General features: G+C 44.9%; 22 protein-coding genes. 7 read left to right on the top strand and 15 right to left on the bottom strand.

Going from position 1 to position 22,878, the window contains the following annotated elements:
• Nucleotides 1-312 precede the first annotated feature (312 nt).
• The 3 genes from ACNURT_RS09640 to ACNURT_RS09630 all read left to right on the top strand — a co-directional run bounded on the left by ACNURT_RS09640 (nt 313) and on the right by ACNURT_RS09630 (nt 3,511).
• Nucleotides 313-1,296, top strand: a complete 984-nt coding sequence (locus ACNURT_RS09640) for a helix-turn-helix domain-containing protein (RefSeq protein WP_419701560.1) — start codon at nt 313-315, stop codon at nt 1,294-1,296.
• Between the two features lie 127 nt (nt 1,297-1,423).
• A complete protein-coding gene (locus ACNURT_RS09635) occupies nt 1,424-2,350 on the top strand; it encodes an NADP-dependent oxidoreductase (RefSeq protein ID WP_419701559.1) in 927 nt (308 codons plus the stop codon).
• A gap of 75 nt (nt 2,351-2,425) precedes the next feature.
• Nucleotides 2,426-3,511, top strand: coding sequence for an alkene reductase (locus ACNURT_RS09630; protein WP_419701558.1), 1,086 nt, complete (start codon nt 2,426-2,428; stop codon nt 3,509-3,511).
• A 1,046-nt stretch (nt 3,512-4,557) separates the two neighbouring features.
• Here the strand turns inward: ACNURT_RS09630 and ACNURT_RS09625 are convergent.
• The 5 genes from ACNURT_RS09625 to ACNURT_RS09605 all read right to left on the bottom strand — a co-directional run bounded on the left by ACNURT_RS09625 (nt 4,558) and on the right by ACNURT_RS09605 (nt 9,067).
• Nucleotides 4,558-6,018 (bottom strand): L,D-transpeptidase family protein, encoded by a 1,461-nt coding sequence (locus tag ACNURT_RS09625; RefSeq protein ID WP_419701557.1) that lies wholly within the window; start codon nt 6,016-6,018, stop codon nt 4,558-4,560.
• 178 nt (nt 6,019-6,196) lie between these two features.
• A complete protein-coding gene (locus tag ACNURT_RS09620; protein WP_419701556.1) occupies nt 6,197-6,631 on the bottom strand; it encodes a response regulator in 435 nt (144 codons plus the stop codon).
• A complete protein-coding gene (locus tag ACNURT_RS09615) occupies nt 6,628-7,737 on the bottom strand; it encodes a sensor histidine kinase (protein ID WP_419701555.1) in 1,110 nt (369 codons plus the stop codon). The genes ACNURT_RS09620 and ACNURT_RS09615 overlap by 4 nt, the downstream gene beginning before the upstream one ends.
• Nucleotides 7,738-7,881: 144 nt before the next feature.
• Nucleotides 7,882-8,106 carry a sensor histidine kinase gene (locus ACNURT_RS09610; RefSeq protein WP_419702123.1) on the bottom strand — a complete coding sequence of 75 codons (225 nt, stop codon included), beginning with the start codon at nt 8,104-8,106 and terminating at the stop codon, nt 7,882-7,884.
• A 241-nt stretch (nt 8,107-8,347) separates the two neighbouring features.
• Nucleotides 8,348-9,067: a TIGR00730 family Rossman fold protein gene (locus ACNURT_RS09605; protein ID WP_419701554.1), complete on the bottom strand. Its 720-nt coding sequence runs from the start codon at nt 9,065-9,067 to the stop codon at nt 8,348-8,350.
• Between the two features lie 394 nt (nt 9,068-9,461).
• Between ACNURT_RS09605 and ACNURT_RS09600 the strand changes: the two genes are divergently transcribed.
• From ACNURT_RS09600 to hemN, 4 genes are all read left to right on the top strand, one after another.
• Complete coding sequence (locus ACNURT_RS09600; protein WP_419701553.1) at nt 9,462-10,649, top strand: PAS domain S-box protein; 1,188 nt, start codon at nt 9,462-9,464, stop codon at nt 10,647-10,649.
• Nucleotides 10,646-11,698 (top strand): response regulator, encoded by a 1,053-nt coding sequence (locus ACNURT_RS09595; protein WP_419701552.1) that lies wholly within the window; start codon nt 10,646-10,648, stop codon nt 11,696-11,698. The genes ACNURT_RS09600 and ACNURT_RS09595 overlap by 4 nt, the downstream gene beginning before the upstream one ends.
• Before the next feature lie 81 nt (nt 11,699-11,779).
• Complete coding sequence (locus ACNURT_RS09590; protein WP_419701551.1) at nt 11,780-12,811, top strand: 2-hydroxyacid dehydrogenase; 1,032 nt, start codon at nt 11,780-11,782, stop codon at nt 12,809-12,811.
• 3 nt (nt 12,812-12,814) lie between these two features.
• Nucleotides 12,815-14,185: an oxygen-independent coproporphyrinogen III oxidase gene (gene hemN, locus ACNURT_RS09585; RefSeq protein WP_419701550.1), complete on the top strand. Its 1,371-nt coding sequence runs from the start codon at nt 12,815-12,817 to the stop codon at nt 14,183-14,185.
• Between the two features lie 20 nt (nt 14,186-14,205).
• Here the strand turns inward: hemN and hemH are convergent, their stop codons facing one another.
• The 10 genes from hemH to ccoN form a co-directional block, all read right to left on the bottom strand.
• The gene (gene hemH / locus ACNURT_RS09580) at nt 14,206-15,216 is read right to left on the bottom strand and encodes a ferrochelatase (RefSeq protein ID WP_419701549.1); all 1,011 of its coding nucleotides are present in this window, start codon (nt 15,214-15,216) and stop codon (nt 14,206-14,208) included.
• A gap of 12 nt (nt 15,217-15,228) precedes the next feature.
• Complete coding sequence (adhP, locus tag ACNURT_RS09575) at nt 15,229-16,263, bottom strand: alcohol dehydrogenase AdhP (RefSeq protein WP_419701548.1); 1,035 nt, start codon at nt 16,261-16,263, stop codon at nt 15,229-15,231.
• Between the two features lie 26 nt (nt 16,264-16,289).
• Nucleotides 16,290-16,634 carry a hypothetical protein gene (locus ACNURT_RS09570; protein ID WP_419701547.1) on the bottom strand — a complete coding sequence of 115 codons (345 nt, stop codon included), beginning with the start codon at nt 16,632-16,634 and terminating at the stop codon, nt 16,290-16,292.
• Nucleotides 16,635-16,888: 254 nt separating this feature from the next.
• A complete protein-coding gene (locus ACNURT_RS09565) occupies nt 16,889-17,074 on the bottom strand; it encodes a hypothetical protein (RefSeq protein WP_419701546.1) in 186 nt (61 codons plus the stop codon).
• 58 nt (nt 17,075-17,132) lie between these two features.
• Entirely contained in the window at nt 17,133-17,822 is a 690-nt protein-coding gene (locus tag ACNURT_RS09560) for a sulfite exporter TauE/SafE family protein (RefSeq protein ID WP_419701545.1), read from the bottom strand.
• Nucleotides 17,819-18,241, bottom strand: coding sequence for a FixH family protein (locus ACNURT_RS09555; RefSeq protein ID WP_419701544.1), 423 nt, complete (start codon nt 18,239-18,241; stop codon nt 17,819-17,821). Before ACNURT_RS09555 ends, ACNURT_RS09560 begins: the two co-directional genes overlap by 4 nt.
• 4 nt (nt 18,242-18,245) lie before the next feature.
• Nucleotides 18,246-19,622: a cytochrome c oxidase accessory protein CcoG gene (ccoG, locus tag ACNURT_RS09550; protein WP_419701543.1), complete on the bottom strand. Its 1,377-nt coding sequence runs from the start codon at nt 19,620-19,622 to the stop codon at nt 18,246-18,248.
• Nucleotides 19,623-19,625: 3 nt separating this feature from the next.
• On the bottom strand, nt 19,626-20,534 hold the full coding sequence (locus ACNURT_RS09545; RefSeq protein WP_419701542.1) for a cbb3-type cytochrome c oxidase N-terminal domain-containing protein: 909 nt from the start codon (nt 20,532-20,534) through the stop codon (nt 19,626-19,628).
• Nucleotides 20,531-20,722 (bottom strand): hypothetical protein, encoded by a 192-nt coding sequence (locus tag ACNURT_RS09540; protein WP_419701541.1) that lies wholly within the window; start codon nt 20,720-20,722, stop codon nt 20,531-20,533. The genes ACNURT_RS09545 and ACNURT_RS09540 overlap by 4 nt, the downstream gene beginning before the upstream one ends.
• 8 nt (nt 20,723-20,730) lie before the next feature.
• The gene (gene ccoN / locus ACNURT_RS09535) at nt 20,731-22,863 is read right to left on the bottom strand and encodes a cytochrome-c oxidase, cbb3-type subunit I (RefSeq protein ID WP_419701540.1); all 2,133 of its coding nucleotides are present in this window, start codon (nt 22,861-22,863) and stop codon (nt 20,731-20,733) included.
• Nucleotides 22,864-22,878: the final 15 nt, after the last annotated feature.

Here is a 22,878-nt window from a genome sequence, read left to right as displayed (position 1 = left end):
CTATATGTCAAAACTGATAGCTTCTCCATCAAGTTGGGCAATTGTTCGTGTAAAGCGGCTGACTGATTTTCATAAAAAATCAAGGAATATGACGAACTCCCAATAGGCAATAATTCAGATTTTTTACATAATTTGGAACATCATTAAATCACAAAAATTGATATCTATAATAGAGCGTTTTAATATCTCCTAACATGGAGGTTTTATACCTTATGTCTCTCCTGCGATGTAAAGCAAGATATTATGTAAATACTGAATTGAAATTTAAAAGATTTACTTAATCTTAGACATGTTAACCATTTATTTCCTGCAATGATTTTTGAATTTACCACAGCCCCTGGTTTTGACTTTATAACACTGTTTTCAAAGCAGATCAATGCGCCAGTAAGGGATAATGTATTGGAAATACCCAAGACACTTGGAGAAGGTTATGTACGTAAAATTGGGTTTGGAGATGATTTCAAATTGACGATCCACCGTTATAGATTGAAAGAAGACCTGATTGTTAAACGCAATCCGGCTGCGATAGCTAATGATGTCCGTACCATTTTCTTTTATAACGACAGGGAAGATCTTGAAGTTAAATATCATAATGAAGCAAACATACCAGGCTCACAAAAAAATGATTCTTCTATACTCCTGTCATCAAATGATTTGCGCACGGAGATCCGTTTCCCTGCCGGCAGCAATATTCAATATGTAGTAGTTGGGATTACCGCTAACCGATTGCGCTCAGTCCTATCTATTGAAAAGCCTAACGGTAACTTAAAAACCATTACAGCAGAAAACACTTCCTTTCTATTTTTCGAGAGTTTGGATGCGGAAATGCAATTGCTGCTTAAAAATATTGTATCCGTTGATATGAATAACTCCTTGAATAATTTCTATGTACAAATTAAGGTACAGGAATTGATGTACCTGCTTTTTAGTAAGCTGTCGCTCAGGGAGCATATCACTTTTAAGAATATAAATAGTAACGATGCGGAAAAACTTTTGGTCATTCGCAACGAAATATTGAATGATCTGAGTACTCCGCCGGTTTTAAGCGAACTAGCTATTATCGCTTCCATGAGCGAGACGAAACTTAAGCAACTGTTTAAGCAAACGTTTGGAGATACCATCTATAATTATTATCAGAAGGTAAGAATGGAAGAGGCCGCTTTTCTGTTAAAACAGGCCAAACATTCCGTTTCTGCGGTTGGTTATGAGTTAGGATTTTCAAACCTCAGCCACTTCAGCAGATTATTCGCCAAGCAGTATGGCATTACCCCAAAGAAGTTCTCTTACACTTCATAAAACCTCTTTTCTTTCATATTAAATGCCAATTGCCGGATAGAGCTATTCTTGTGTCTTTTTCGGCTATTTTACCCATTTATCAACCTCTACATTTGTCATATAATTAAATATGACAAAATAAAAAATAATGAAAGCAATACAATATAAGGCATTTGGTAATTCCGATGTGATAGAGGTGACAGAAACCATTCAGCCTGAAATCAGCAATGAAAACCAGATTTTAATTCAAGTTAAGGCAGCCAGCGTAAATCCTTTGGATATCAAATTACGCAGCGGTATTATGCAACAGATCCGTCCTGTCATTCTGCCTTTTATACCAGGTGCAGATGTATCGGGGATTGTTGTTGCCACCGGAGAAAAGGTAACCCAATTTAAAGCGGGCGATCAGGTGATCGGTGTGACTTCAGCAGGCGGTTATGCAGAGTATGCGTTGGTAAATGAGAGCAATGCTGCCATAAAACCCGTCAATACCTCATTCGAAGAAGCAACCTCATTGGTTGTCAATATCGGAACTGCCCAGTCTGTATTATTCAATGAAGGAAAATTAGAGAGAGGCCAGAAAGTTTTAATTCAGGGAGCGGCTGGCGCAACAGGGGCCACCATGGTACAAATGGCAAAAAGTGCCAGAGCCTATGTTATAGGTACAGCATCCGGTCAAGGAATAGCCCTGGTAAAAAGCCTCGGTGCAGATGAAGTAATAGATTATAAACTGCATGATGTTACGGCGCTGGTTAAAGATGTTGACCTGGTGGCGGATTGCGCCGGCGGTGAATCTCAAAATAAGCTTTTTGAAGTAGTAAAGGCCGGAGGTAAATTATTCAGCATAGCAGCCTCACCGTCTACAGAATTGGCAGAAAAACATAAAGTTGATGCACGATTTATCCGTTCCAATATATCAGCGGATAGTTTGACCACTGGCTTGGCTTTGGTCAATGAAGGAAAACTACGCCCCATTGTTGCAAAAACTTTCCCATTAGAGGAAGCCGCGCAAGCTCAAGACTTTTTGTCGGCTGGTGGAGCTAACGGTAAAGTTGTTCTTGTGGTCGCTCAATAACAGAATCGATTAGCAGCTCATTTAAAGAAATCAAACAATACAGTTTACAACTACCCAAAAAACAATAAAAACATCATGAAATTATTAGAAAATATAATATTAGGAAAAGAAACATTGAAGAATGCCATTGCGATGGCGCCAATGACACGTAGCAGAGCTAACGGCGAAGGTGTGGTAACCGACCTGACCGTATTATACTATACACAGCGTGCAAGTGCAGGGCTGATCATTACCGAGGCCATAAACATTTCTGAGCAGGCGCTGGGTAGCCCCTATACACCAGGCCTATACAGCAGGGAGCAAATTGATGCCTGGAAGAAAGTAACCAGGTCCGTTCATGATAAGGGAGGTGTGATTTATGCCCAGCTTTGGCATACCGGCCGCGTTGGGCATTCGGTAGATAGAAAAGAAAATGTCCCTGTAGCGCCATCGGCAATTGGGATAAAAGGGCAGCAGCATTATACCTCCCAGGGATTGAAAGATTACGAAACACCCCAGGAATTAACTACCCAAGAGATCAAACAAATAGTAAAGGATTACGGCCAGGCTGCAAGCAATGCTATAGAGGCCGGTTTTGATGGCGTTGAACTACATGCGGCATTTGGGTATTTGCCAAACCAATTTTTATCAGAAAGTGCAAACCTCCGAACTGACGAATATGGCGGCAGCATTGAAAATAGGAACCGCTTTGTGTTAGAAGTAATGCAGGAACTGGTTAATGCCTTAGGCAACGATAAGGTCGGCATTAAACTATCGCCAACTATCTATTACAACAATATCGAAAACAGAGATCCGGTGGCACAATTCATACCTCTGATCGAAGCATTGAACGATATGCCATTGGCCTTTATCCACCTGATGAATGGAACTTTACCTTTGGATAATTACCCAAGCTATCCTAAAAATGCAATTGAAACATTTGGCAGCATAAGTAAACACCTGGTCATGGCCAATGCCGGGTTCAATAAAGAAAGCGGGGAAGCCGAATTGAAAAAGGGGATCGCCAAAATGGTTTCTTACGGTTCATTATTTTTGGCCAATCCAGATTTGCCTAAACGGTTTGAATTAAATGCTGAGTTGAATGTACCGGACGGAGCAACTATGTATGGTGGAGGAGAAAAAGGATATACCGATTATCCATTCTTAACAGAAATACAATAAAATTACATTGCCTGAAATAATGGTAATCTTAGCAAATTAAATGACAAGGATTGTTATGATACCTTGTCATTGCTTTTTATCAGCTTAGCTAAAACTACTATTTACATAAAAAAGCCTCTCATTTTCATGAGAGGCTTTCGGGTGGATAACGGTGCAGAATCCGCACCATTTTATTGACGAATTGATTGAAATAGGCGGCTTTTCAAAAATTCTTGATCAAAATGTTAACAGAATAGAAAATCAAACTTAATCATCATCCTCTTTAATTGAGGATAACTTTATAGACACTCTTTCGTGGTTCAGGCATTCGGCTTTGTGATCCTTTTATCACTTTTCAGATAACTTCATTTAGCAGTCAGTCCGGAACCGCATCTGCTTGGCAAAGTTAAATAATGCCGATTGTTTAGCTTCCTTATTCCATGCAGTGTTCCGTTGATTGACATCTACAATTGCATCATGGGCTTTATAGACAGTATTATCCGGGATAGCCTGGAGACAATTCCACATAGAAGTGGCAGCAGCATCATGCCAGGACGCAGTCCATGGATCAATTCGATGATGCGAAGCATTCCCGATGTAGAATACATCGAATGGTTGACGTTTAACAAGGGGGCTTATAACGCATATTCTTATAGCTGAGCTGCCCATAAATGTTTTGGTATTAAAGTAAACTATATTTTAAAAACGATGTCGTATTTCCGGCCGAATGTCTAAAGTGTTACATATCGCCCAAATATTCAATTCCTCCTTACATAAATAATACGGAACCAGTATGATGGCATCCTCACTGCAAGCGGCGGTGGAGTTGCTGCTTTCAGTAACCTGACACCGGGAAGATATTAGATAAAGGCCATTGGATATACAAACCAAACAACAGTACAGGGCGATAGTATTGTTACCGTGGTACGCCGTTATAGGAGAGATAACATATCTAGCTTTACTATTGATGTACAATAAAGATCATTATAACTAAAGGGTTAAAAAGAACGTTGTTTAAAGTAAGTGTAACTATCTGAAAATAAAACGCCCAGATTTGATAAACCGCGCTATCGCATGCTCAAGGGCTGATCCACGCCATACAAAGCCATTTCCAGGCTTTGATCAAGGTTATAAATATCATTGTAAGTGATATACTCCCCTTCTTTTATCTCGCAGGTCAGGTAGGTAATTTTAATGGCCACCGGTTTTTTCAAATAGATATCCTGTCTGATGTATTTGGTCATGCCGTTATGCAAGGCAGTGATCTTTGCTGCTGAGCCATCATGTTTCAATAAAAGAGTGGCCAGTCGCTCTGCCTGTTCAACCCTGATGCAGCCATGACTAAGCGCCCGTTCCGCCTTTTTAAAAAGTGATTGTTCGGGAGTATCGTGGAGATAGATGTCATAAATATTAGGGAACCGAAAAACGAGCAAACCCAGCGCATTATCACATCCGGCAGACTGTCTGGCATAATACGAATCCGGGTTGCGTTTGACATTTGCCAGGTTGGCTTTAAGCGGTTCTACATAGTTCCCCTTTTGGTCATAGATCGCGAAGTGACTATTTTCAAGATATACATTATCGGCAAGTGCTTTAGGCAGCACTTCGTATTTGAATATTCTGGCAGGGATCTTCCATTCTGGCGCGGTGGTAAAGTAAGTAATTTTGCTTAATAAGGTTGGTGTCGGATTTTCCGGCTTGCCTACGATAACTTTAAACTGGTATGTAGAATCGGGAAAACTTAATTTTAAGCTGCATGATGGTATATTGATCTGCACATAAACACTATCCCCTGTATTGGCCCAGCGTAAACGTTCCATATTGATGGCGACCTTTCTTACTTTCTCCTGTGGTATTTCGTAACAATCGCCCTGGTAAAGTCCTTCCATCAGATGCATCTGGTATTGCATGGCTTTATATTCTTTTGCTTTGGGCTGGACATTGGCCATAGCGGCCATGACATCTTTTCCTTTGAGGACCGTGCTTAAATAGGAAACTGCTTCAAATTCCATGTCAATCCCCTTATCGATCCGGCTTGCGGAGAACTCAGGGTTCAGTTTTCCGTAATGCAGATAGTTCATGAAAGTGATCGCCGCGTCCGTAAGCATGATATCAAAACGAGCCTGAAGATCCGGTTTTACCTTTCCCGGGATATCCAATATATCATGCAAGCGGCTGTACTGCAGTTCCTGCGGATGATAATCCGCATGTGACAACCCAAACTGTAATACACAATCCAGCATCAGCATGGTTTGCCAGGCCGGCCCGGTCCCACTTTGCGGTTTGATCCAGGCCGGTTTAAACCTGTTTTGCTGGTAAAAGCGCTGTACAGATTTTGGATAATATAGCTGTACATCCAGGCGCCCACCCCCGACCTGCTTTCTGATCTCCGGGCTCAACCCGGTATCAGGTGCAAGGGCGCCGGTCTTTTGCACAAACCTTGTTTGGGCATTACAGTTTTGTAAATTGCATACACTTAATATCACTACCCCAAAGGATAATAAATATTGGAGGGATCTGGTTTTCATAACATTGAATTATGATCTAAAGGTCGATGAAGGCGGCCTCTTAAATAATGACGGGACTCATCTGAATTTTTGATCGTCGGCACATCTGCCAATATCTAAGCCTTTAAACAGGAAAGCGGCGGTAATTACCGCCGCTTTCCTGTCACCCATTCCCAATTCATCCTGAACTATCGTCTCTTTACCCTACTTCCTTAAAATACCGATCTAATAACGAGGTCACCATTTCGGGTCTCAGGGGTTTACTCAGGAAGGCCACCACCTCGTTGTCAACGAGTGCCATTTCCTTATCTTCGGGATCGGGTGAAGTCGACAGCATGATGATGATCAGCCTTGCTTTAAAATGTTTGTCCAGCCTGTTATAGGTGTCCATAAAATCCCATCCGTTTAAACCGGGCATATTGATGTCCAGGAAAATCAGCCCGGGCCTTGGGATTTCAGGGGTGTCCTCATAAATACCGGAATAGGTAATAAAGTCCAAAGCCTCCTGTACGTTAGTGATCGACTTTACCGCTGCATCCACCGAAACCCTTTCAATTATTTTTTTATGTATAAAATTGGTGGGAAGATCATCATCAATGAGCAGGATACCTTCAAGGCCTTCGTATCTTTTCATGCGGTAACTAGATTAAGTTTAAAAGGTATGGTAAAGACAAAGGAACATCCTTGGCCATCGTTCGGCTCCACGGAAATTCTGCCCCCGTGCAGCTCCACTATTTTTTTACAGTGAGCCAGGCCTATGCCGTTACCTTCGTACTCGCTGCGGCCATGTAACCGTTGAAAGATCAAAAAGATCTTTTCCCGGAACCTGGGGTCTATACCTATTCCATTATCCTTTATTTTAAAACGCCAGCATGCCGATTCTTTTATCGCCGAAATCTCAATTTCCGGAAGCTCTCTTTTGTCCCTGAATTTGATAGCATTGCTGATCAGGTTCTGGAATAACTGGCTTAATTCTGTCGGATAACCTTTGATGACTGGCAGATCGTTATATAAAACCTTCGCTCCTGATTTTTTGATCTGGTTTGCCAGATCGGCTGTCAGGGTATTTAAAAGCTGGTTACAATCTATGTTCGCCACCGTTTTTTCCGAGCCTAAATGGGAATAGTCCAGGAGGTTTTTGATGAGGTTTTTCATCCGGTCAGTTGCCTGGACAATAAAATTCAAATAGGTTTTAGCATTTTCATCAAACAAATGATGGTATTCGGTCTGAAAGAATTCGACAAAACTATTAACGGTGAATAAAGGTTCCTGAAGATCATGAGAGGCGATATAAACGAATTGCTCGATCTCCTTATTTTTGATTTCCAGGTCCTCCGCATGTCGCCTGATGGTCGTCTCGGCGAGCATTCTCTCAGTAAGGTCGCGCGTTACTTTGGCATAGCCGGTGATATTACCGTCATCGTCATGCAGTGCTGTAATGGTTACGGAACCCCAGAACATGGTTTTATCTTTTCTTACCCGCCAGCTTTCATTATAAGCCGTTCCCTTCAGGCTTGCTTCCGCCAGCAGCTTTTCCGGCAGACCGATTATGAGGTCAAGCTCGGTGTAAAAGACGCTGATATGCTGACCGATGATCTCCTCAGCCTGGTAGCCTTTGATTTTTTCCGCCCCCTTGTTCCAGCTTTCAATATTTCCTTTGGTGTCCAAAGCTAAGATGGCATATCCCTCAATTTCTTCCACTAATTTTAATAACTGCAATTGTTTACTGCGAGGGTCCATGGGGTTTATTTTTACCGGTTTAATGAGCTTATAATCAACTTTGTCGAGCTGTTATACAGTATCAAGTTTGATTTTGTGTTCTTCCTGGTTAGCAAATGCATATGCTAATATCAAATCAAGTAAGCGCCTCAATAATGATATATATCACTTTCTGGACTGATTCAAATCATCCGACAGTCTCGGAAACCTCAACATAAATTCCCTTCCCGCATTTTCCATGCTGCTGAAGCAGACAGTACCGTTCATGAGTTCCACATAACGTTTCACAATGTCCAGGCCCAACCCTGTCCCCTGTATATCCTTCACGTTATCCGCCCGGAAAAAAGTTTCAAACAACCGGGACTGTTCTTTTTCCGGAGAATATTTAATGGCATAGGAAATAAACTCTTCTTGTACCTCTTGCAGTGCCTATGCATTGCTGTCCAAAGGCTGATTACTTTCTTTCATGGTCATCTTTAATAAAATAGTGTTCAGGGAGCGATTTCTTATCCGGGATGTCAGATCAGTCTTTTCAAATGAGCTCCTGGATGCGTATCAAAATTGACGCAGACCTGTTCCAATTGACCTTAGTCACGTTGGCGCCCGCAGAGGACGACAATCCAACCGGACATCAATCAACCTCAAACAACCATTTCCTTGGTTTTGCCAGGCGTTTGGGTTTCAATCCGTACTGCCGGATGCTTTTTTCCCTGATCAGATTTACCGCTTCTTCGATATCATCGGTAACCAGATAAAGGAGTGCGTCCAGATTGCCTATCGTCGCATCCTTTTTCATCACCGCAATGTGATTAAGCAACTCCCGATGATATTCCTTCCCAAATATGATGACCGGAAAATTATGGATCTTGTGGGTCTGTATCAGCGTCAGGGCTTCAAAAAACTCATCCAGCGTTCCATATCCTCCGGGCATCACCACAAAAGCAAAGGAATACTTAACCAGCAATACCTTACGCAGGAAAAAATGCTTCATATATACCCACTTGTCGAGGTACACATTAGGCAACTGTTCCACCGGTAGCTGTATATTACAGCCAACGGAGCGGCCTCCCACATCCTTTGCACCCCTGTTGGCGGCCTCCATTAAACCGGGGCCTCCTCCGGTTAAAATGGTAAAACCCAAACCGGCAAATGCCGCACCCGCACGCCTCGTCAGCTCATAATACGGGTGATCTTCTTTGAACCTTGCGGAACCAAATATGGTAATACAAGGGCCAATAAAATGCAGCGCCCGCAAACCATGGATCAGGTCGATCATGGTTTGTAAGGTGAACTTCAACTCCTGCAGGCGCGAATGCGGTCCTTCCAGGAAACGGATTTCAGTTTGATTCATGACAAAAAAATTAAAATAGATTAAAGCGCCGCTTTTTCAAAAGGCACTGAGTTCCATGGTAAAACCAATATTTAGCCAGCTCAGCGCTGAACATATAGCAAACAATGATCAGTAACATCCAGCAATAAAAGAAGCCATTACCCATGTTGTCATAATTTACACTGATTAAACACGCTTTAAGCCAGGACTAAGCTACGGTCAAGCCGTCGCCTGGTAAATGCCTACCGTTCACTGCAAAGCTGATCCTGGTCACGTTTGTGATCATGATGGCTCTTATGAACTGCCATGGGTAAAAAATGACCATCGTCACTTTTCTGCGTGAAAAGAATTATATTTTATCCGGTTCTGATTACCAATATTTGTGATCACAATCAGTATTTGATAAAACCAGCATATGGAAAACACCGCCCTGTTAAAAGCAATCATTGAAAACGCCATCGATGGTATTATTACGATCGACGGAAAAGGCATTGTAGAGAGCATTAACCCTGCAGCCTGCAAACTATTTCTTTGTACACAGGAAGAAGTGATCGGCCAAAATATCTCGACATTGATGCCGCCACCATACAAGGAGCAGCACGATGAGTATATCAACAGGTACCAGCGAACTGGCGAACAGCATATCATCGGCATCGGCCGGGTAGTGACCGGCCTGCGCAAAGACGGCACTACGTTCCCGTTCAAGCTGGGCGTGAGCGATGTCCCGTTTTCCGGCAGAAAGATTTATGCCGGTTTTATCCATGATCTTAGCCGCGAAATGGAGGCGGAAGAACAGTTAAAGGAATATGCCGCCCATCTGGAAGACCTGGTTGAGGAACGGACCCTGTCCCTGAAGAAAACGGTAGCGGCCTTACAGGAGGCCAAAGAGGAAGTCAGCCTTTCCCTTGAAAAAGAAAAGGAATTGGGTCAGTTAAAAAGCCGGTTTGTATCCATGGCATCCCATGAGTTCCGCACACCGCTGAGCACCATACAGTTGTCATCCTCCTTAATAGAAAAATACGCTCAGCCTTTTGATAATCCGAATATAAGCAAGCATGTGGGTAAGATCAAAACCGCGATCGGCAACCTTACGGCTATCCTGAATGATTTTTTATCATTGGAAAAACTGGAAGCAGGAAAAGTTACCCCCTCGTTCGAGGCCTTCGACCTGGTGAAGCTTTCGGAAGAAATTACCGAGGAAATGCAAATGGTAGCCAAGCAGAATCAAAATATTATTTACCAGCATACCGGCATCAGCAGCCTGGCCATACTCGACCAGAACCTTATCAGGAACTGTGTGATCAATCTCATTGGCAATGCCATTAAATACTCTGGGGAAAATACGTTCATAGAATTCAACACGGAGATCAATGAGCAATTTTGCCTGATTGCGGTCAAAGATAATGGCATAGGCATCCCGGAAAGCGATCAGAAACACATGTTTGAAGCATTTTTCCGTGCACATAACACCGGCAATATCCCGGGAACAGGATTGGGTCTGAATATCGTAGCCCGGTATAGCAATCTGATGAACGGCCAGATCGAATTTAAAAGTGACATTAACAAAGGCACCATATTCACCATTAAATTTCCCTTATCATGAGCAAAAAAGTATTGATCATTGAAGACAACAATGACATCCGTGAAAACGTGATTGAAATACTGGAACTGGCCGGTTACGAAGTAGCCGGGGCCAACAATGGTAAAACAGGAGTGGAACTCGCACTTAAAAATCCACCCGATATTATTTTATGCGATATCATGATGCCGGAATTGGATGGCTATGGTGTTTTATATATGCTGAATAAGAATCCTGAAATCAGCGCCATACCTTTCATATTTCTGACAGCCAAGGCCGAACGGGTGGATTTGCGAAAAGGCATGGAAATGGGCGCGGATGATTACCTGACCAAACCATTTGATGACATGGACTTATTGAACGCGATCGAAAGCCGGCTGAAGAAACAGGAGGTACAAAAGAATTTCTACAGTAAATCCCTGGACCGTTTAAACAACCTGATCGGGAAAAACGATGGATTGGCGGAACTTAAAAAGATCATTCAGGATCGTAAGGTGAGGCCGTTCAAAAAGAACCAGGTGATATACTATGATGGCGATAAGGGCAACGGCCTTTATCTCGTTACCGGCGGAAAGATCAAAACGATTAAACTGGCCGAAGACGGCCGTGAACTCATGACCGGAATTTACGGTACAGATGAATACCTGGGTGTCAATGCGCTGTTAGCCAACGAAGTTTATACCGACACCGCTACAGCTTTGGAAGACAGCACCCTTTGCCTGATCCCCAAAGACCAGTTAGAGCAATTATTGCATTTGTATCCGGAAGTAGCACGTGAATTTATTAAACTGCTGGCCAATGATATCCGCGATAAGGAAGATCAGCTGATGCAACTGGCGTACCATTCTGTCCGGAAACGGATGGCAGAGGCTTTATCCCGCTTATACCGGCAGCAGAGCAATGAAAATGACGGTTTTAAAATAACCAGGGAAGACCTCGCCGCCATGGCAGGAATGGCGACCGAAACAGTAAGCCGAACCCTGTCCGATTTTAAAGAGGAAGGACTCATCGAGAAGAAAGGCAGCCTGATCCAGGTTCTTAATCCGGATAAACTGGCAAAAATGAAAAACTGACACAGATCATTATTATTGCTGACGCCGCTCATACCAGGCTGCCAGGCTTTGCGGTAATTTTGTTTTCATAAACGATAACTGATGAAAGCAGTAGCCTATAGTATCAAGCCATTTGAAAAGGAATATCTGGCGAAAGCCAACCAGAAAAAACACGACATTACGCTCATTTCAAACCCGTTAAGTCAGGATACGGCCACTTACGCGGAGGGAAAGGATGCGGTGATCGTGTTTATTAATGATGATGTTTCCCGTCCTGTTATCGATATACTCGCAATGCTGGGCGTTAAATATATCATTACCCGTTCTGCCGGGACGGATCATATCGACAAAGAGGCAGCCGCCGGATATGGCATCAAAATAGCCAGTGTACCTGCATATTCTCCACAAGCGATTGCAGAGCACTCTGTAGCACTGGCCCTTGCACTCAGCCGCCATTTGATCAAGGCCGATCTGCGTGGTCATGAATTTAACTTCTCTAATGATGGCCTGATCGGTTTCAACTTCTCAGGCAAAACCGTTGGTATCATCGGCATGGGGCAGACCGGTCAGGCAGCGGCAACGATCTATCATGGCATGGGTTGCCATGTCATTGGTTACGATGTCAACAATGTTCATCATAACCGTTTTATAAAACCTGTTGCCCTGGAAACCCTGTTAAACAGTTCTGATATTATTTCCCTCCATATACCGCTTACTCCTTCAAGCAAGCACCTGATTCAGGAGAAGACACTTAACCAGATGAAAGATGGAGTGATGTTGATCAACACTGCCAGGGGAGAGCTGTTAAATACAACAGATATACTTTCGGCCCTGAACAGCGGAAAGCTGGGTTACCTCGGACTGGACGTTTATGAATTTGAACACGGCCTGTTTTTCGGGGACCATCAGAAAGACATGGTTAAAGATCCTTTACTAAAGAACCTGATGAGTTTCCCGAATGTATTGATCACCCCACACCAGGCCTATTTAACCAAAGAAGCTTTGCAGGAGATCGCTGATCAAACCATCAAAAGCCTGGACCTCTGGCAACAAAACAAATGTGTGGGAAAGGCCTGCGCCTGTGCCCATGATTGCGATAAAACAACCAAATCCGAAGATTCCGTTCATTCCTGAATTATGGAAAACCGATTAAAAAAACTCAGCGATAAATATAATGTCGCGGTGCCGCGCTATACCAGTTATCCGACGATGCCCTATTGGGACAGTCATACTTTTAACACTGCATCCTGGAAAGAATCCGTTAAGTGTTCATTTGATGAAAGCAATGAAGCTTCCGGCATCAGTTTATATATTCATCTCCCTTTCTGCGAAAATTTATGTACCTATTGTGGTTGCAATACGCGAATCACCAAAAATCACCGGGTCGAAGAACCTTATATCGCCGCGGTATTAAAGGAATGGCAGTTATACCGCGACATTTTCAAAAAAACACCCCTTATCCGGGAAATACATCTGGGCGGCGGCACGCCGACATTTTTTAGCGTACACAACCTGCATAAGCTGATCAACGGTTTGCTGAAGGACGTCCATATTCACGAAAAAGCGGATTTTAGTTTTGAAGCACATCCAGCGAACACGACAGTGGACCATCTCCAAACTTTATTCGACCTGGGTTTTCGCAGGCTTAGTCTCGGCATTCAGGATTTCGACCCTCAGGTACAATTGATGATCAATCGGCGACAGACTTTTGAACAGGTGCAGACGGTTACCCTGCAAGCGCGGAGAATCGGCTATACGTCCATCAATTATGACCTTATCTATGGCCTGCCGCTACAAACCATGGACGGGCTGCGCAAAACTATGAGCATAACCGCTGAGCTAAAACCAGACAGGATCGCCTTTTACAGCTATGCACATGTTCCCTGGATCAAACCCGGGCAACGTAAATTTACGGAAGACGACCTTCCTGACCCGGAAATGAAAAGCAAGCTGCAGGAGACCGGCAGGGATCTGCTCACTGGCTATGGCTACCAGGAGATCGGTATGGATCACTTTGCACTGCCGGAAGATGAATTATTCCATGCCGAGAAGCAGGGAACGTTGCACCGGAACTTTATGGGATATACCCCACAGCATACTCAATTGCTCATCGGCCTGGGAGTTTCCGCTATCAGTGATTCCTGGTATGGGTTTGCGCAAAATGCAAAGACAGTAGAAGAATATACAGAGACGATCCTCAAGGATGACCTCCCGGTTGTTAAAGGGCACCTGCTTAATGAAACGGACCTGGCTATCCGCCGGCAGATTTTAAATATGATGTGCAAGGGATATACCACCTGGAAACAATTTCATGGAGCTGACGACGAATTCTCAAAGATATTGCTCCGGCTGCACCCACTGGCAAAGGATGGCCTGGTGATCCTGGATTTTTGGGGGCTAACGGTAACGCCATTGGGTAAACGATTTCTGCGCAATATCTGTATGTGCTTTGATACCAGGCTGTGGGCGGATAAACCATCCTCCCGGTTATTTAGTATGGCTATTTAAACGAGCGGTCAGACCGGCTTTTACGTTGCTATTTCCTGCAACGCCTTGATCAATAACGGCGAATCGTTCAGGCTTTCCACCAATAACAGTTCATTACCGCCGGCTGCAGTAAATTCTTGCCGGTATTCCACGGCGATCTCCTGGAGGGTTTCCAGGCAATCGGAAACAAAGGCCGGGCACACCACCAGTAATCTTCTTTTACCCGCTTTCGCTATTTGTTGAATAGTCGAAGAAGTGTACGGTTTTATCCATTCGCGTTTTCCGAGCCGCGATTGAAAGCACACGCTATAATCCGCCCGCGACAGGTTCAGTTCCGCCGCGATCAGCCTGGCTGTTTCATAGCATTGAGCCGCATAGCAGTTCTCGTTTGTTTCTGTTAATAGTTCACAGCAATTTTTCTTCGTCAGACAATACATTTTTGAGGCATCACAGGCTTTCAACTGCCTTTCCGGCAAGCCATGAAAACTGAAGAGTAAATGATCATAAGAACTTCGGCTGTAACGTTGCACCTTTTCTTTGAAAGCATTAATGAATAGCGGACGATTATAGAATGTTCCCTTAACAACAAGCGGTAAAATATTCGGCCACCTGCGCATCACCCGCATCACTTCGGAAACTACTGAGCCCGTGGTAGCCGAAGCATATTGTGGAAAAAGCGGAATGACCAGGATACTATGAACAGCAGCGGCTTTCAGTTTATTCAATGCCAGTTCAATAGACGGGTATTGATACCTCATGCCCAGTTCGACGACGTAATCGTCACCCAGCGCCAGTTTGAGCATCTGTTGCTGGAGTTTACTAAAGTGGAGTAAGGGTGAACCGTTCCGGTTATCCCAGATCTGCTGGTAGAGCGCGGCAGATTTGGGTGCGCGAAAGGGTACAATGATCCCCCGCACCAGTAAAAAGCGAAAAAAAGGGTGAATATCGATCACCCTTTTATCCATTAAAAACTCGGCCAGGTATTTCCGTACATCACCGACTGCCGGACTATCTGGCGTACCTAAATTGACCAGTAAAATTCCTTTTCGCATATGTGTACCGGTTCAGGGTTTGGCGATTTCCAGCACCACACGTCCGTCGATCAGACCTTTTTTCATATCATCGAATACCATATTGATATCCTCCAGTTTTGCGGTATGCACCGTTGCTTTCACCTTGCCCTCTACGGCAAAGGCAATAGCTTCCTGCATATCCTTACGGGTTCCGACAATGGATCCGCGGACCGTATAGCGGTTCAATACCGTGTCAAATATCGAAAGATCGAAATTTCCTTTGGGCAATCCGTTCAGGGCGATAGTGCCTTTTCTGCGCAGCGCCGAAATACCCTGCTGAAAGGCTATCGGGGAAACTGCGGTAACCAACACCCCGTGCATCCCTCCTGTTTCTTTTTGAAGAAAAGCTCCGGGATCTTCTTCTCCCGCATTTACGATGAGATCGGCGCCCAATTTTTTGGCCAGGTTCAGCTTATCATCGGTGATATCTATGGCAGCAACATGCATGCCCATCGCTTTCGCATATTGAACGGCCAGATGCCCCAGCCCCCCAACGCCGGAGATGGCGACCCATTCTCCCGGCTTAACCTCTGTTTCCTTCAGTCCCTTATAAACCGTTACGCCGGCACAGATGATCGGCGCCATTTCTGTAAAATTGATCCCTTCCGGAAAGCGTGCTACATACCTGGGATCAGCCAGGACATATTCCGCGAAACCGCCGTCAACACTATAACCGCCGTTCTGCTGAGTCCCGCACAGCGTTTCCCAGCCGGTGATACAAAATTCACAGCAACCGCAGGCGCTGTAAAGCCAGGGGACACCAACGATGTCACCTTCTTTAATGTCTTTTACATCAGCGCCCATCGCGACAACATAACCGATGGCTTCATGTCCAGGTATCAGCGGAAGTTTGGGTTTTACAGGCCAGTCGCCATTACAGGCGTGCAGATCAGTATGGCAAACGCCACAGGCGATTACTTTTACCAATAGCTGATTACTATGTGGTGTTTTAACTTCCACTTCTTCTATTTGTAAGGGCGCACCAAACTGATGGATCACTGCCGCTTTCATTTTCTGAGGTATCATACGGGAGTTATTAGAAAATTTATGATTTATAAGATACAGATCAGCACCATCAGGATATGAATGATGATACTGCCTGCAAACAACCGGAGCAATGTCTTGATTCCGGCTCCGCCCATTCCTGCAATAATATTCGCAAAAAAGAGCGTCAGTGTAACTGTCAGCACCAGTATGGAAGCGTCATAATAGTAAATGAGTACCGCCGGAACCGGGAGGAAAAAGATACCCTGAACAACCAGGGATACCAGGAACCATAGCGTTTTATTTCCGGACTGACTTTCCATAAAAGCGGTCCATTTACTGTAGAGGTTATTGGAGTTAGATTTTACTGCCGCTTTGGTATTCCATTGGGCAGATGCTGTTAAGGTTGCCATAACTGATATTTTTAATAGTACAAATATCAGTTGCGGCTCAGGACCATTCCCTGATGAAGGTCCTGTATAAATATGATATGGATCACCTTTCATCCGATCTACTGGTAAGCTGTTGGTATGGCGTTTCAATGACGAACAGGACCGCCTGGTGGAGGCGTATAAAAGAGGTCGTTTTTAAAATCCGCCAAGGAAAAGGCCATTAGGATCTATCACCGGTCTCTGCAGGGATAATCGTTTTAAAAACCACGCAGCAATTAGAAGCTCATACCCTTTTGCTTCATTTCCCCAAGCAGTTTTTCCGGTATAGGCCTGCATGAACAATTTTTCAGATGTTCCAGGTGCCAGTTCACCCTTTGTGCAAATGTTGCATTTTTAGGCATCAGGTTTGCCTGGTGCCATTCCTTGTTAAATTTGGATTCTTCTTTACCTGGGATTTTCATAGGGGATCATATTAATTTAAAAACTTCAGGCATTGTCATTTTCAGCTGCCGGATAACGTTAGTGACAGCTGGTGATACCGGACGCTTGCTTTGCCGGGCTCAGGTAAGGGATATCCATGCCCAGGCCGCGCAGTACAAACCAGCAGCCCAGGCAAACCATCAGGTAAGGCATGGCGCCATTGATCCGCCGGCGGACCCGCGGGCCGATAAATCCTGAACCGGCCGTAGCCAGCAGCATCAGGGGAAAGGTACCTGCTCCGAACCAGAACATATATGAAGCTGATGAATAAGGCGAGGAAGTATTGACCGCGCCGATCAATGCCAGATAAACAAAACCGCAGGGCAGGAATCCGTTCAGCACACCTACAGCGAAGTGCCCTGCTTTATGTTTTAATGCATAACTGATCAGCCGGTTAACCGGTGCCAGAAATCCAGACACCAGCCGGCTTTTGGAAAATCTGATTTTGATCAGCCTGGAAAAGCCGGCGCCCATAATCAGCAGGCCACTGATCATGCTGACACCTTGTTGCAATCCGGCCAGCCAAAGCTGGTGCCCCAGCAAACCGATCAGCAAACCCAAAAAAGAGTATGTAAGCACCCGCCCGGCGTTATAAATCACTTTGTCGATGATGATCCGCCACCAGCGTATATCAAACGAAGGTATCGCGAAAGCCAGCGGTCCGCACATACCGATGCAATGCACGCTGCCAAACAGGCCAATAAAAAAAGCGATCTGATTGCTGCTCACCGAAGATCCACCTCCTCTTCATATAAATAGTTCTTTTGGCCGCTCTTCCATTGCAAAACCAGCTGCCAGCGTCCTTTAACGAGCGCGGCGACAGAAAACGTCGCTGTTTTCCCGGCAGTGGTATTCAGGGGAAATACTTTGTCAAGCCCCTCACTCGAAGGCCTGATAAACCGGATGTTTCCCTCTGCGGATTTCTTAAAGTCAATGCGGACAGAATTCCCGTTCATCCTGATTTGTGGCCAGGCCTTATCCATGACGACCTGCCTTTCTTTATTATAATCCTGATCGAAATTCAGGCCCTTTTCATAATAGTGATGATCATATTCATCGGCAGGCATCCTAAACATGTGTATACACATACCGATGATGAACAGCATAAACAGGGCCATGCCCAACATAATTCCTTTTCCCCAGTTCATTTCTTTAATCGTTTGATGGTCCTACAAAGGTGGTACTGACCGTTTGTATAATTCTCTTATTGAAGACCAGGTTAATTTTCACATTCGTTTTTTCGGCCTTAATATTCTTGTCCTGAATAATCAGGAAAAAGACCGTTTTTGCTGAGGCACCTGCGTTAACCTCTCCTGGTGCCTGGATATACTTCACTTTAATCGCCGGGTCAGCCGGAACAATGGAAACCCTCCTCCTACTATTGGATTTATTGATAATTTCTGCATTGTAGATATTACTGATATAATGACCAGGTTGCTCCTGGTAAAGCATCCCCGCACTGCGTAAAATAGTCAGGTCCATGTCGCCCCGGCTGAAAATAAAATAACACAATACCGCCATCATCACGACGATAACCCCTCCATATCCCATCATTCTCCCGGTAAAGGATGGTTTTTCCTTTTCCCGGATCATATTTTCAGAGTAGAAGCCAATCAGGTTTGGGTGCCTGTTTATTTTGATCATCACCTCATTACAAACATCAATACAGGCCGTGCAATTGATACATTCCAGCTGGGTGCCCTTCCGGATGTCGATACCCGTCGGGCAAACATCCACACATAGGCCGCAATCCACACAATCCCCTTTTTGCTGACGTAGGGGCTGGTTCTTTTTGCTTAATTTCCCACGGGGTTCGCCCCTGCCCTCATCATAAGCAACAACCAGCGTATGCTGATCGATCATGACGCCCTGTAAACGTCCATAGGGACAGAACAGCGTACATACCTGTTCGCGTACCCGGCTGTAAATCAAATAAAAGACCAGCGTAAACACCCAGATGCTCATAAACCCTACCCAATGGACGTTTATTGGTTCAATAATGATCCGGATCAAACTCCCGCTGCCAATGATATAGGCGAGGAAAGTATTGGAGATCAAAAAAGAAATAAAAATAAACAGGATATGCTTTGAACCTTTTTTAAAAACTTTCTCCTTTGTCCAGGGGCCGACATCCAGTTTTTTAGCTTTCGCTGGACTGCCCTCGATCCAGACCTCAATTTTCCGGAATACCAGCTCCATAAAAATGGTTTGCGGGCAGATCCAGCCACAAAATATCCGGCCGAACGCGATGGTAAATAAGACAATGCATACAAAAAAGACAAGAGACGCGAGTACAAACAGGAAAATATCCTGAGGCCAGAAAACCTGTCCAAGAATAACAAACCGGCGGTCTATAAAGTCCAGCAACAAAAACGGCTGCCCGTTGATGCGCAAAAACGGGCCGGCAAAAAACAAGGCCAGATAAACATAGCTGATCCGGGAACGCCAATGATACAGCTTGCCTTTCCGGATAAGCGGATAAAGCCATTGACGTTTTTGGGTTTCTTTTGCTACCAGTAGTCCGTCCATGATTTATTTATTGGCAACGAGTTTTTGATCTTTATCTGCTTCTTTGATTCCCTGAGGTGCCTTGGCCCCTGCGGGCTTAGAATCATGCAGCGATTCGATGTAATTGGCTACATCCGAAATTTGTTTGGGTGATAGTTGCTTTTCCCAGGTTGGCATACCTTTAGATAAAACCCCGTACTTAATGGTTTTAAAGAGGTCATTGATCTTTCCGCCATGCAACCAGTAATCGTCGGTCAGGTTAGGCCCCACGTTTCCCTGGGCGTGGTCACCATGGCAGGGGGCACAAGTATTTTTGAAAATAGCCCGCCCTGAAGCGATCACCGCCGGATCGTGCACCAGCTTCACTGTATTTTCATCCACCCGGTTCGCCGCTTTACTTAAAAAGGCTTTCTTTTCAATGTCTGCCTGCGCCATTTCCGTCCGGTATTCTGCATATTGCAGCTGCCCGGTTTTAACTACATGATAGTTCAACAGGTAGCCTGCAGCGAAAATGATCGTGCCGTAAAACAGGTACATAAACCACGCCGGGATCGGGTTATCGAGCTCCTGGATGCCATCATAATCATGAGCGATCAGCAGTTCCTGCTCTTCGGTCAATGGCTTGAGGGATAAAAGCTTTTGCCATACCTCCGTCCCTGGTTTCTTTTCCTTTTTAGGTCTTACCGGGTTCATTTCGGCGTCTATTTCTGCCGCTGTCAAACCCTGCTGCTTTAATACGACCCGGGTCAGTATCTTAAAGGTTTTTAGCAACACCAGCATGACGATAACGAAGAGCAGCAACATGGTTACAATGGCACCAAATCCGATATAGTTCATAACATTCCCGGGTATCAGGCTGTCATCGTTGGCCATGGCCGGCTGCATAGCAAACAGCAACAAAACGGCAAATAAGAGTATCCGGTGGTATTTCATGATTGTAAAGGTTGTGTTGAATCCGTTAAACTATCGTGCAGGGGAAGATCACGCATGTGATCCACATGTTGTTTCCGGATGCGGATCAGCATGACCGTTACAACAATAAAGAACACAAAGAATATCCCTAAGGAGAAAAGCAGGTAGGCTTGGTTGGCGTTGATATTTTCGGTAAATTGCTTAAACATGGTCTTTCTTATTTAGCGTTATCGGCTGTTTTATTGGCTTTGATATCTGTTCCTAATCTTTGTAGATAGGCAATAAGCGCTATGATCTCCCGGTTGTTTTTAACCTTGATTTTGTCCAGATACAGGTTCTCACTGATCTGTTTTGCCTGTTTATCCAGATCCCGGTTAGCCGTATTTTCATAACCTAAAGGATAAGGGACGCCTAACATGCGCATGGCATGTATTTTGGACCGTGTCGTGGTCGTATCTAGTTTCTGCGAGATCAGCCAGTCATATTGCGGCATAACACTACCTGGAGACATCAGGCGCGGGTCCATCAGGTGATTATAGTGCCAGGCATTACCATATTTCTGTCCTTCCCTGGCCAAATCAGGTCCTGTACGTTTGGACCCCCATAAAAACGGGTGATCATAAACAAACTCGCCCGCCTTACTGTATTCTCCGTAGCGTTCTGTTTCTGAGCGGAACGGCCTGACTGTTTGCGAGTGACAGTTAGAACAGCCTTCCCGGATATAGAGGTCCCTACCCTGCAATTCCAGTGGTGTATAAGGTTTAACCGCTGCGATAGTCGGAATATTAGAAGAAATCGTTAAGGTGGGCATCAGCTCCACAAAGGTTCCGACAAGGATAACGAGTAGTGCCGCGATCAGCATCTGGACGGGTCTGCGCTCCAGCCTGCGGTGCCAGCTGCTTTCCGGGACGATCTCGTGAGCAGGTACCAGCGGCATGGCTTGCGCTGCTTCATTAGCCACCAGTTTACCCTGTAAGGCGGTACGTGTAAGGTTATATCCCATTACGATAACACCCAACAGGTACATGGCTCCCCCGGCAGCGCGCATCATATGCATGGGCAGGATCTGGAGGGTCGTTTCTAAAAAGTTGGGATATTTTAACATACCTTCGGGGGTAAACTCCTTCAGCATCAGGCTTTGCGTAAAACCTGCCCAGTACATCGGGATGGCGTAGAAAAGGATGCCAAGCGTCCCGATCCAGAAATGGAAGGAAGCCATCTTTTTGGAGAACAATTCTGTTTTATAAATACGGGGTATGAGCCAGTACAGGATAGCAAAAGTTAGGAAACCATTCCAACCCAGGGCACCGACGTGCACGTGGGCAATGATCCAGTCGCTGAAATGCGCGATACCGTTCACCTGCTTTAGGGAAAGCATCGGCCCTTCGAAGGTGGCCATACCATAGGCTGTCAGCCCGACAACCATAAATTTCAAGATCACGTCATCTCTTACCTTATCCCAGGCTCCGCGAAGGGTCAATAAACCATTGATCATACCGCCCCAACTTGGAGCGATCAGCATGATGGAAAAGGCGACACCCAATGATTGGGCCCAGCCTGGCAGTGTGGTATACAGCAAGTGGTGAGGGCCGGCCCATATATAAATAAAAATCAGCGCCCAGAAATGCAGGATGCTTAGTTTATAAGAATAGATCGGACGATTAGCCATTTTCGGCAGGAAATAATACATCATACCCAAATAAGGTGTAGTCAGGAAAAATGCAACGGCATTATGGCCGTACCACCATTGTACCAGCGCGTCCTGCACACCAGCGTACACCATATAACTTTTAAGGGGAGACACCGGCAACTCAAAAGAGTTGACGATGTGCAGCACTGCAATGGTAACAAACGTGGCGATGTAAAACCAGATCGCTACGTAAAGATGTCTTTCGCGGCGTTTAAAAATGGTGCCGAACATATTCCAGCCAAACACCACCCAAATGATGGTAATGGCGATATCTATGGGCCATTCCAGTTCCGCGTATTCATGTGAAGTGGTAAAACCGAGCGGCAGGGTAATGACGGCGGAAACGATGATCAGCTGCCAACCCCAGAAATGGATCTGGCTAAGCACATCACTAAACATTCTTGCCTTCAACAATCGCTGCAGGGAATAATACACGCCCATAAAAATAGCGTTGCCCACAAAAGCAAAAATTACCGCGTTGGTGTGCAGTGGCCGTATGCGCCCAAAAGTGGTGTACTGGTTGTGCATATTGGCCCCTGGGTGGAATAGCTGGATGGCCGCGACGAGGCCGACAGTCATACCGATGATCCCCCAAACTACGGTAGCAATACCAAAATTCCGGACGATTTTGTTGTCATAGTAAAAATTTTCGGGTTGCATAAATTGTTCTCTGTT

It is taken from the genome of Mucilaginibacter sp. NFX135 (assembly GCF_048565145.1).
In the GTDB taxonomy this organism is placed as follows: domain Bacteria; phylum Bacteroidota; class Bacteroidia; order Sphingobacteriales; family Sphingobacteriaceae; genus Mucilaginibacter.
This window is presented reverse-complemented; position numbering and strand designations above follow the sequence as displayed.

What these genes read in the sequence shown, in the direction of transcription:
- ACNURT_RS09640 (WP_419701560.1), top strand. Translation starts at nt 313, where the DNA reads ATGATTTTTGAATTTACCACAGCCCCTGGTTTTGACTTTATAACACTG.
- ACNURT_RS09635 (WP_419701559.1), top strand. Translation starts at nt 1,424, where the DNA reads ATGAAAGCAATACAATATAAGGCATTTGGTAATTCCGATGTGATAGAG.
- ACNURT_RS09630 (WP_419701558.1), top strand. Translation starts at nt 2,426, where the DNA reads ATGAAATTATTAGAAAATATAATATTAGGAAAAGAAACATTGAAGAAT.
- ACNURT_RS09625 (WP_419701557.1), bottom strand. Translation starts at nt 6,018, where the DNA reads ATGAAAACCAGATCCCTCCAATATTTATTATCCTTTGGGGTAGTGATA.
- ACNURT_RS09620 (WP_419701556.1), bottom strand. Translation starts at nt 6,631, where the DNA reads ATGAAAAGATACGAAGGCCTTGAAGGTATCCTGCTCATTGATGATGAT.
- ACNURT_RS09615 (WP_419701555.1), bottom strand. Translation starts at nt 7,737, where the DNA reads ATGGACCCTCGCAGTAAACAATTGCAGTTATTAAAATTAGTGGAAGAA.
- ACNURT_RS09605 (WP_419701554.1), bottom strand. Translation starts at nt 9,067, where the DNA reads ATGAATCAAACTGAAATCCGTTTCCTGGAAGGACCGCATTCGCGCCTG.
- ACNURT_RS09600 (WP_419701553.1), top strand. Translation starts at nt 9,462, where the DNA reads ATGGAAAACACCGCCCTGTTAAAAGCAATCATTGAAAACGCCATCGAT.
- ACNURT_RS09595 (WP_419701552.1), top strand. Translation starts at nt 10,646, where the DNA reads ATGAGCAAAAAAGTATTGATCATTGAAGACAACAATGACATCCGTGAA.
- ACNURT_RS09590 (WP_419701551.1), top strand. Translation starts at nt 11,780, where the DNA reads ATGAAAGCAGTAGCCTATAGTATCAAGCCATTTGAAAAGGAATATCTG.
- hemN (WP_419701550.1), top strand. Translation starts at nt 12,815, where the DNA reads ATGGAAAACCGATTAAAAAAACTCAGCGATAAATATAATGTCGCGGTG.
- hemH (WP_419701549.1), bottom strand. Translation starts at nt 15,216, where the DNA reads ATGCGAAAAGGAATTTTACTGGTCAATTTAGGTACGCCAGATAGTCCG.
- adhP (WP_419701548.1), bottom strand. Translation starts at nt 16,263, where the DNA reads ATGATACCTCAGAAAATGAAAGCGGCAGTGATCCATCAGTTTGGTGCG.
- ACNURT_RS09570 (WP_419701547.1), bottom strand. Translation starts at nt 16,634, where the DNA reads ATGGCAACCTTAACAGCATCTGCCCAATGGAATACCAAAGCGGCAGTA.
- ACNURT_RS09565 (WP_419701546.1), bottom strand. Translation starts at nt 17,074, where the DNA reads ATGAAAATCCCAGGTAAAGAAGAATCCAAATTTAACAAGGAATGGCAC.
- ACNURT_RS09555 (WP_419701544.1), bottom strand. Translation starts at nt 18,241, where the DNA reads ATGAACTGGGGAAAAGGAATTATGTTGGGCATGGCCCTGTTTATGCTG.
- ccoG (WP_419701543.1), bottom strand. Translation starts at nt 19,622, where the DNA reads ATGGACGGACTACTGGTAGCAAAAGAAACCCAAAAACGTCAATGGCTT.
- ACNURT_RS09545 (WP_419701542.1), bottom strand. Translation starts at nt 20,534, where the DNA reads ATGAAATACCACCGGATACTCTTATTTGCCGTTTTGTTGCTGTTTGCT.
- ACNURT_RS09540 (WP_419701541.1), bottom strand. Translation starts at nt 20,722, where the DNA reads ATGTTTAAGCAATTTACCGAAAATATCAACGCCAACCAAGCCTACCTG.
- ccoN (WP_419701540.1), bottom strand. Translation starts at nt 22,863, where the DNA reads ATGCAACCCGAAAATTTTTACTATGACAACAAAATCGTCCGGAATTTT.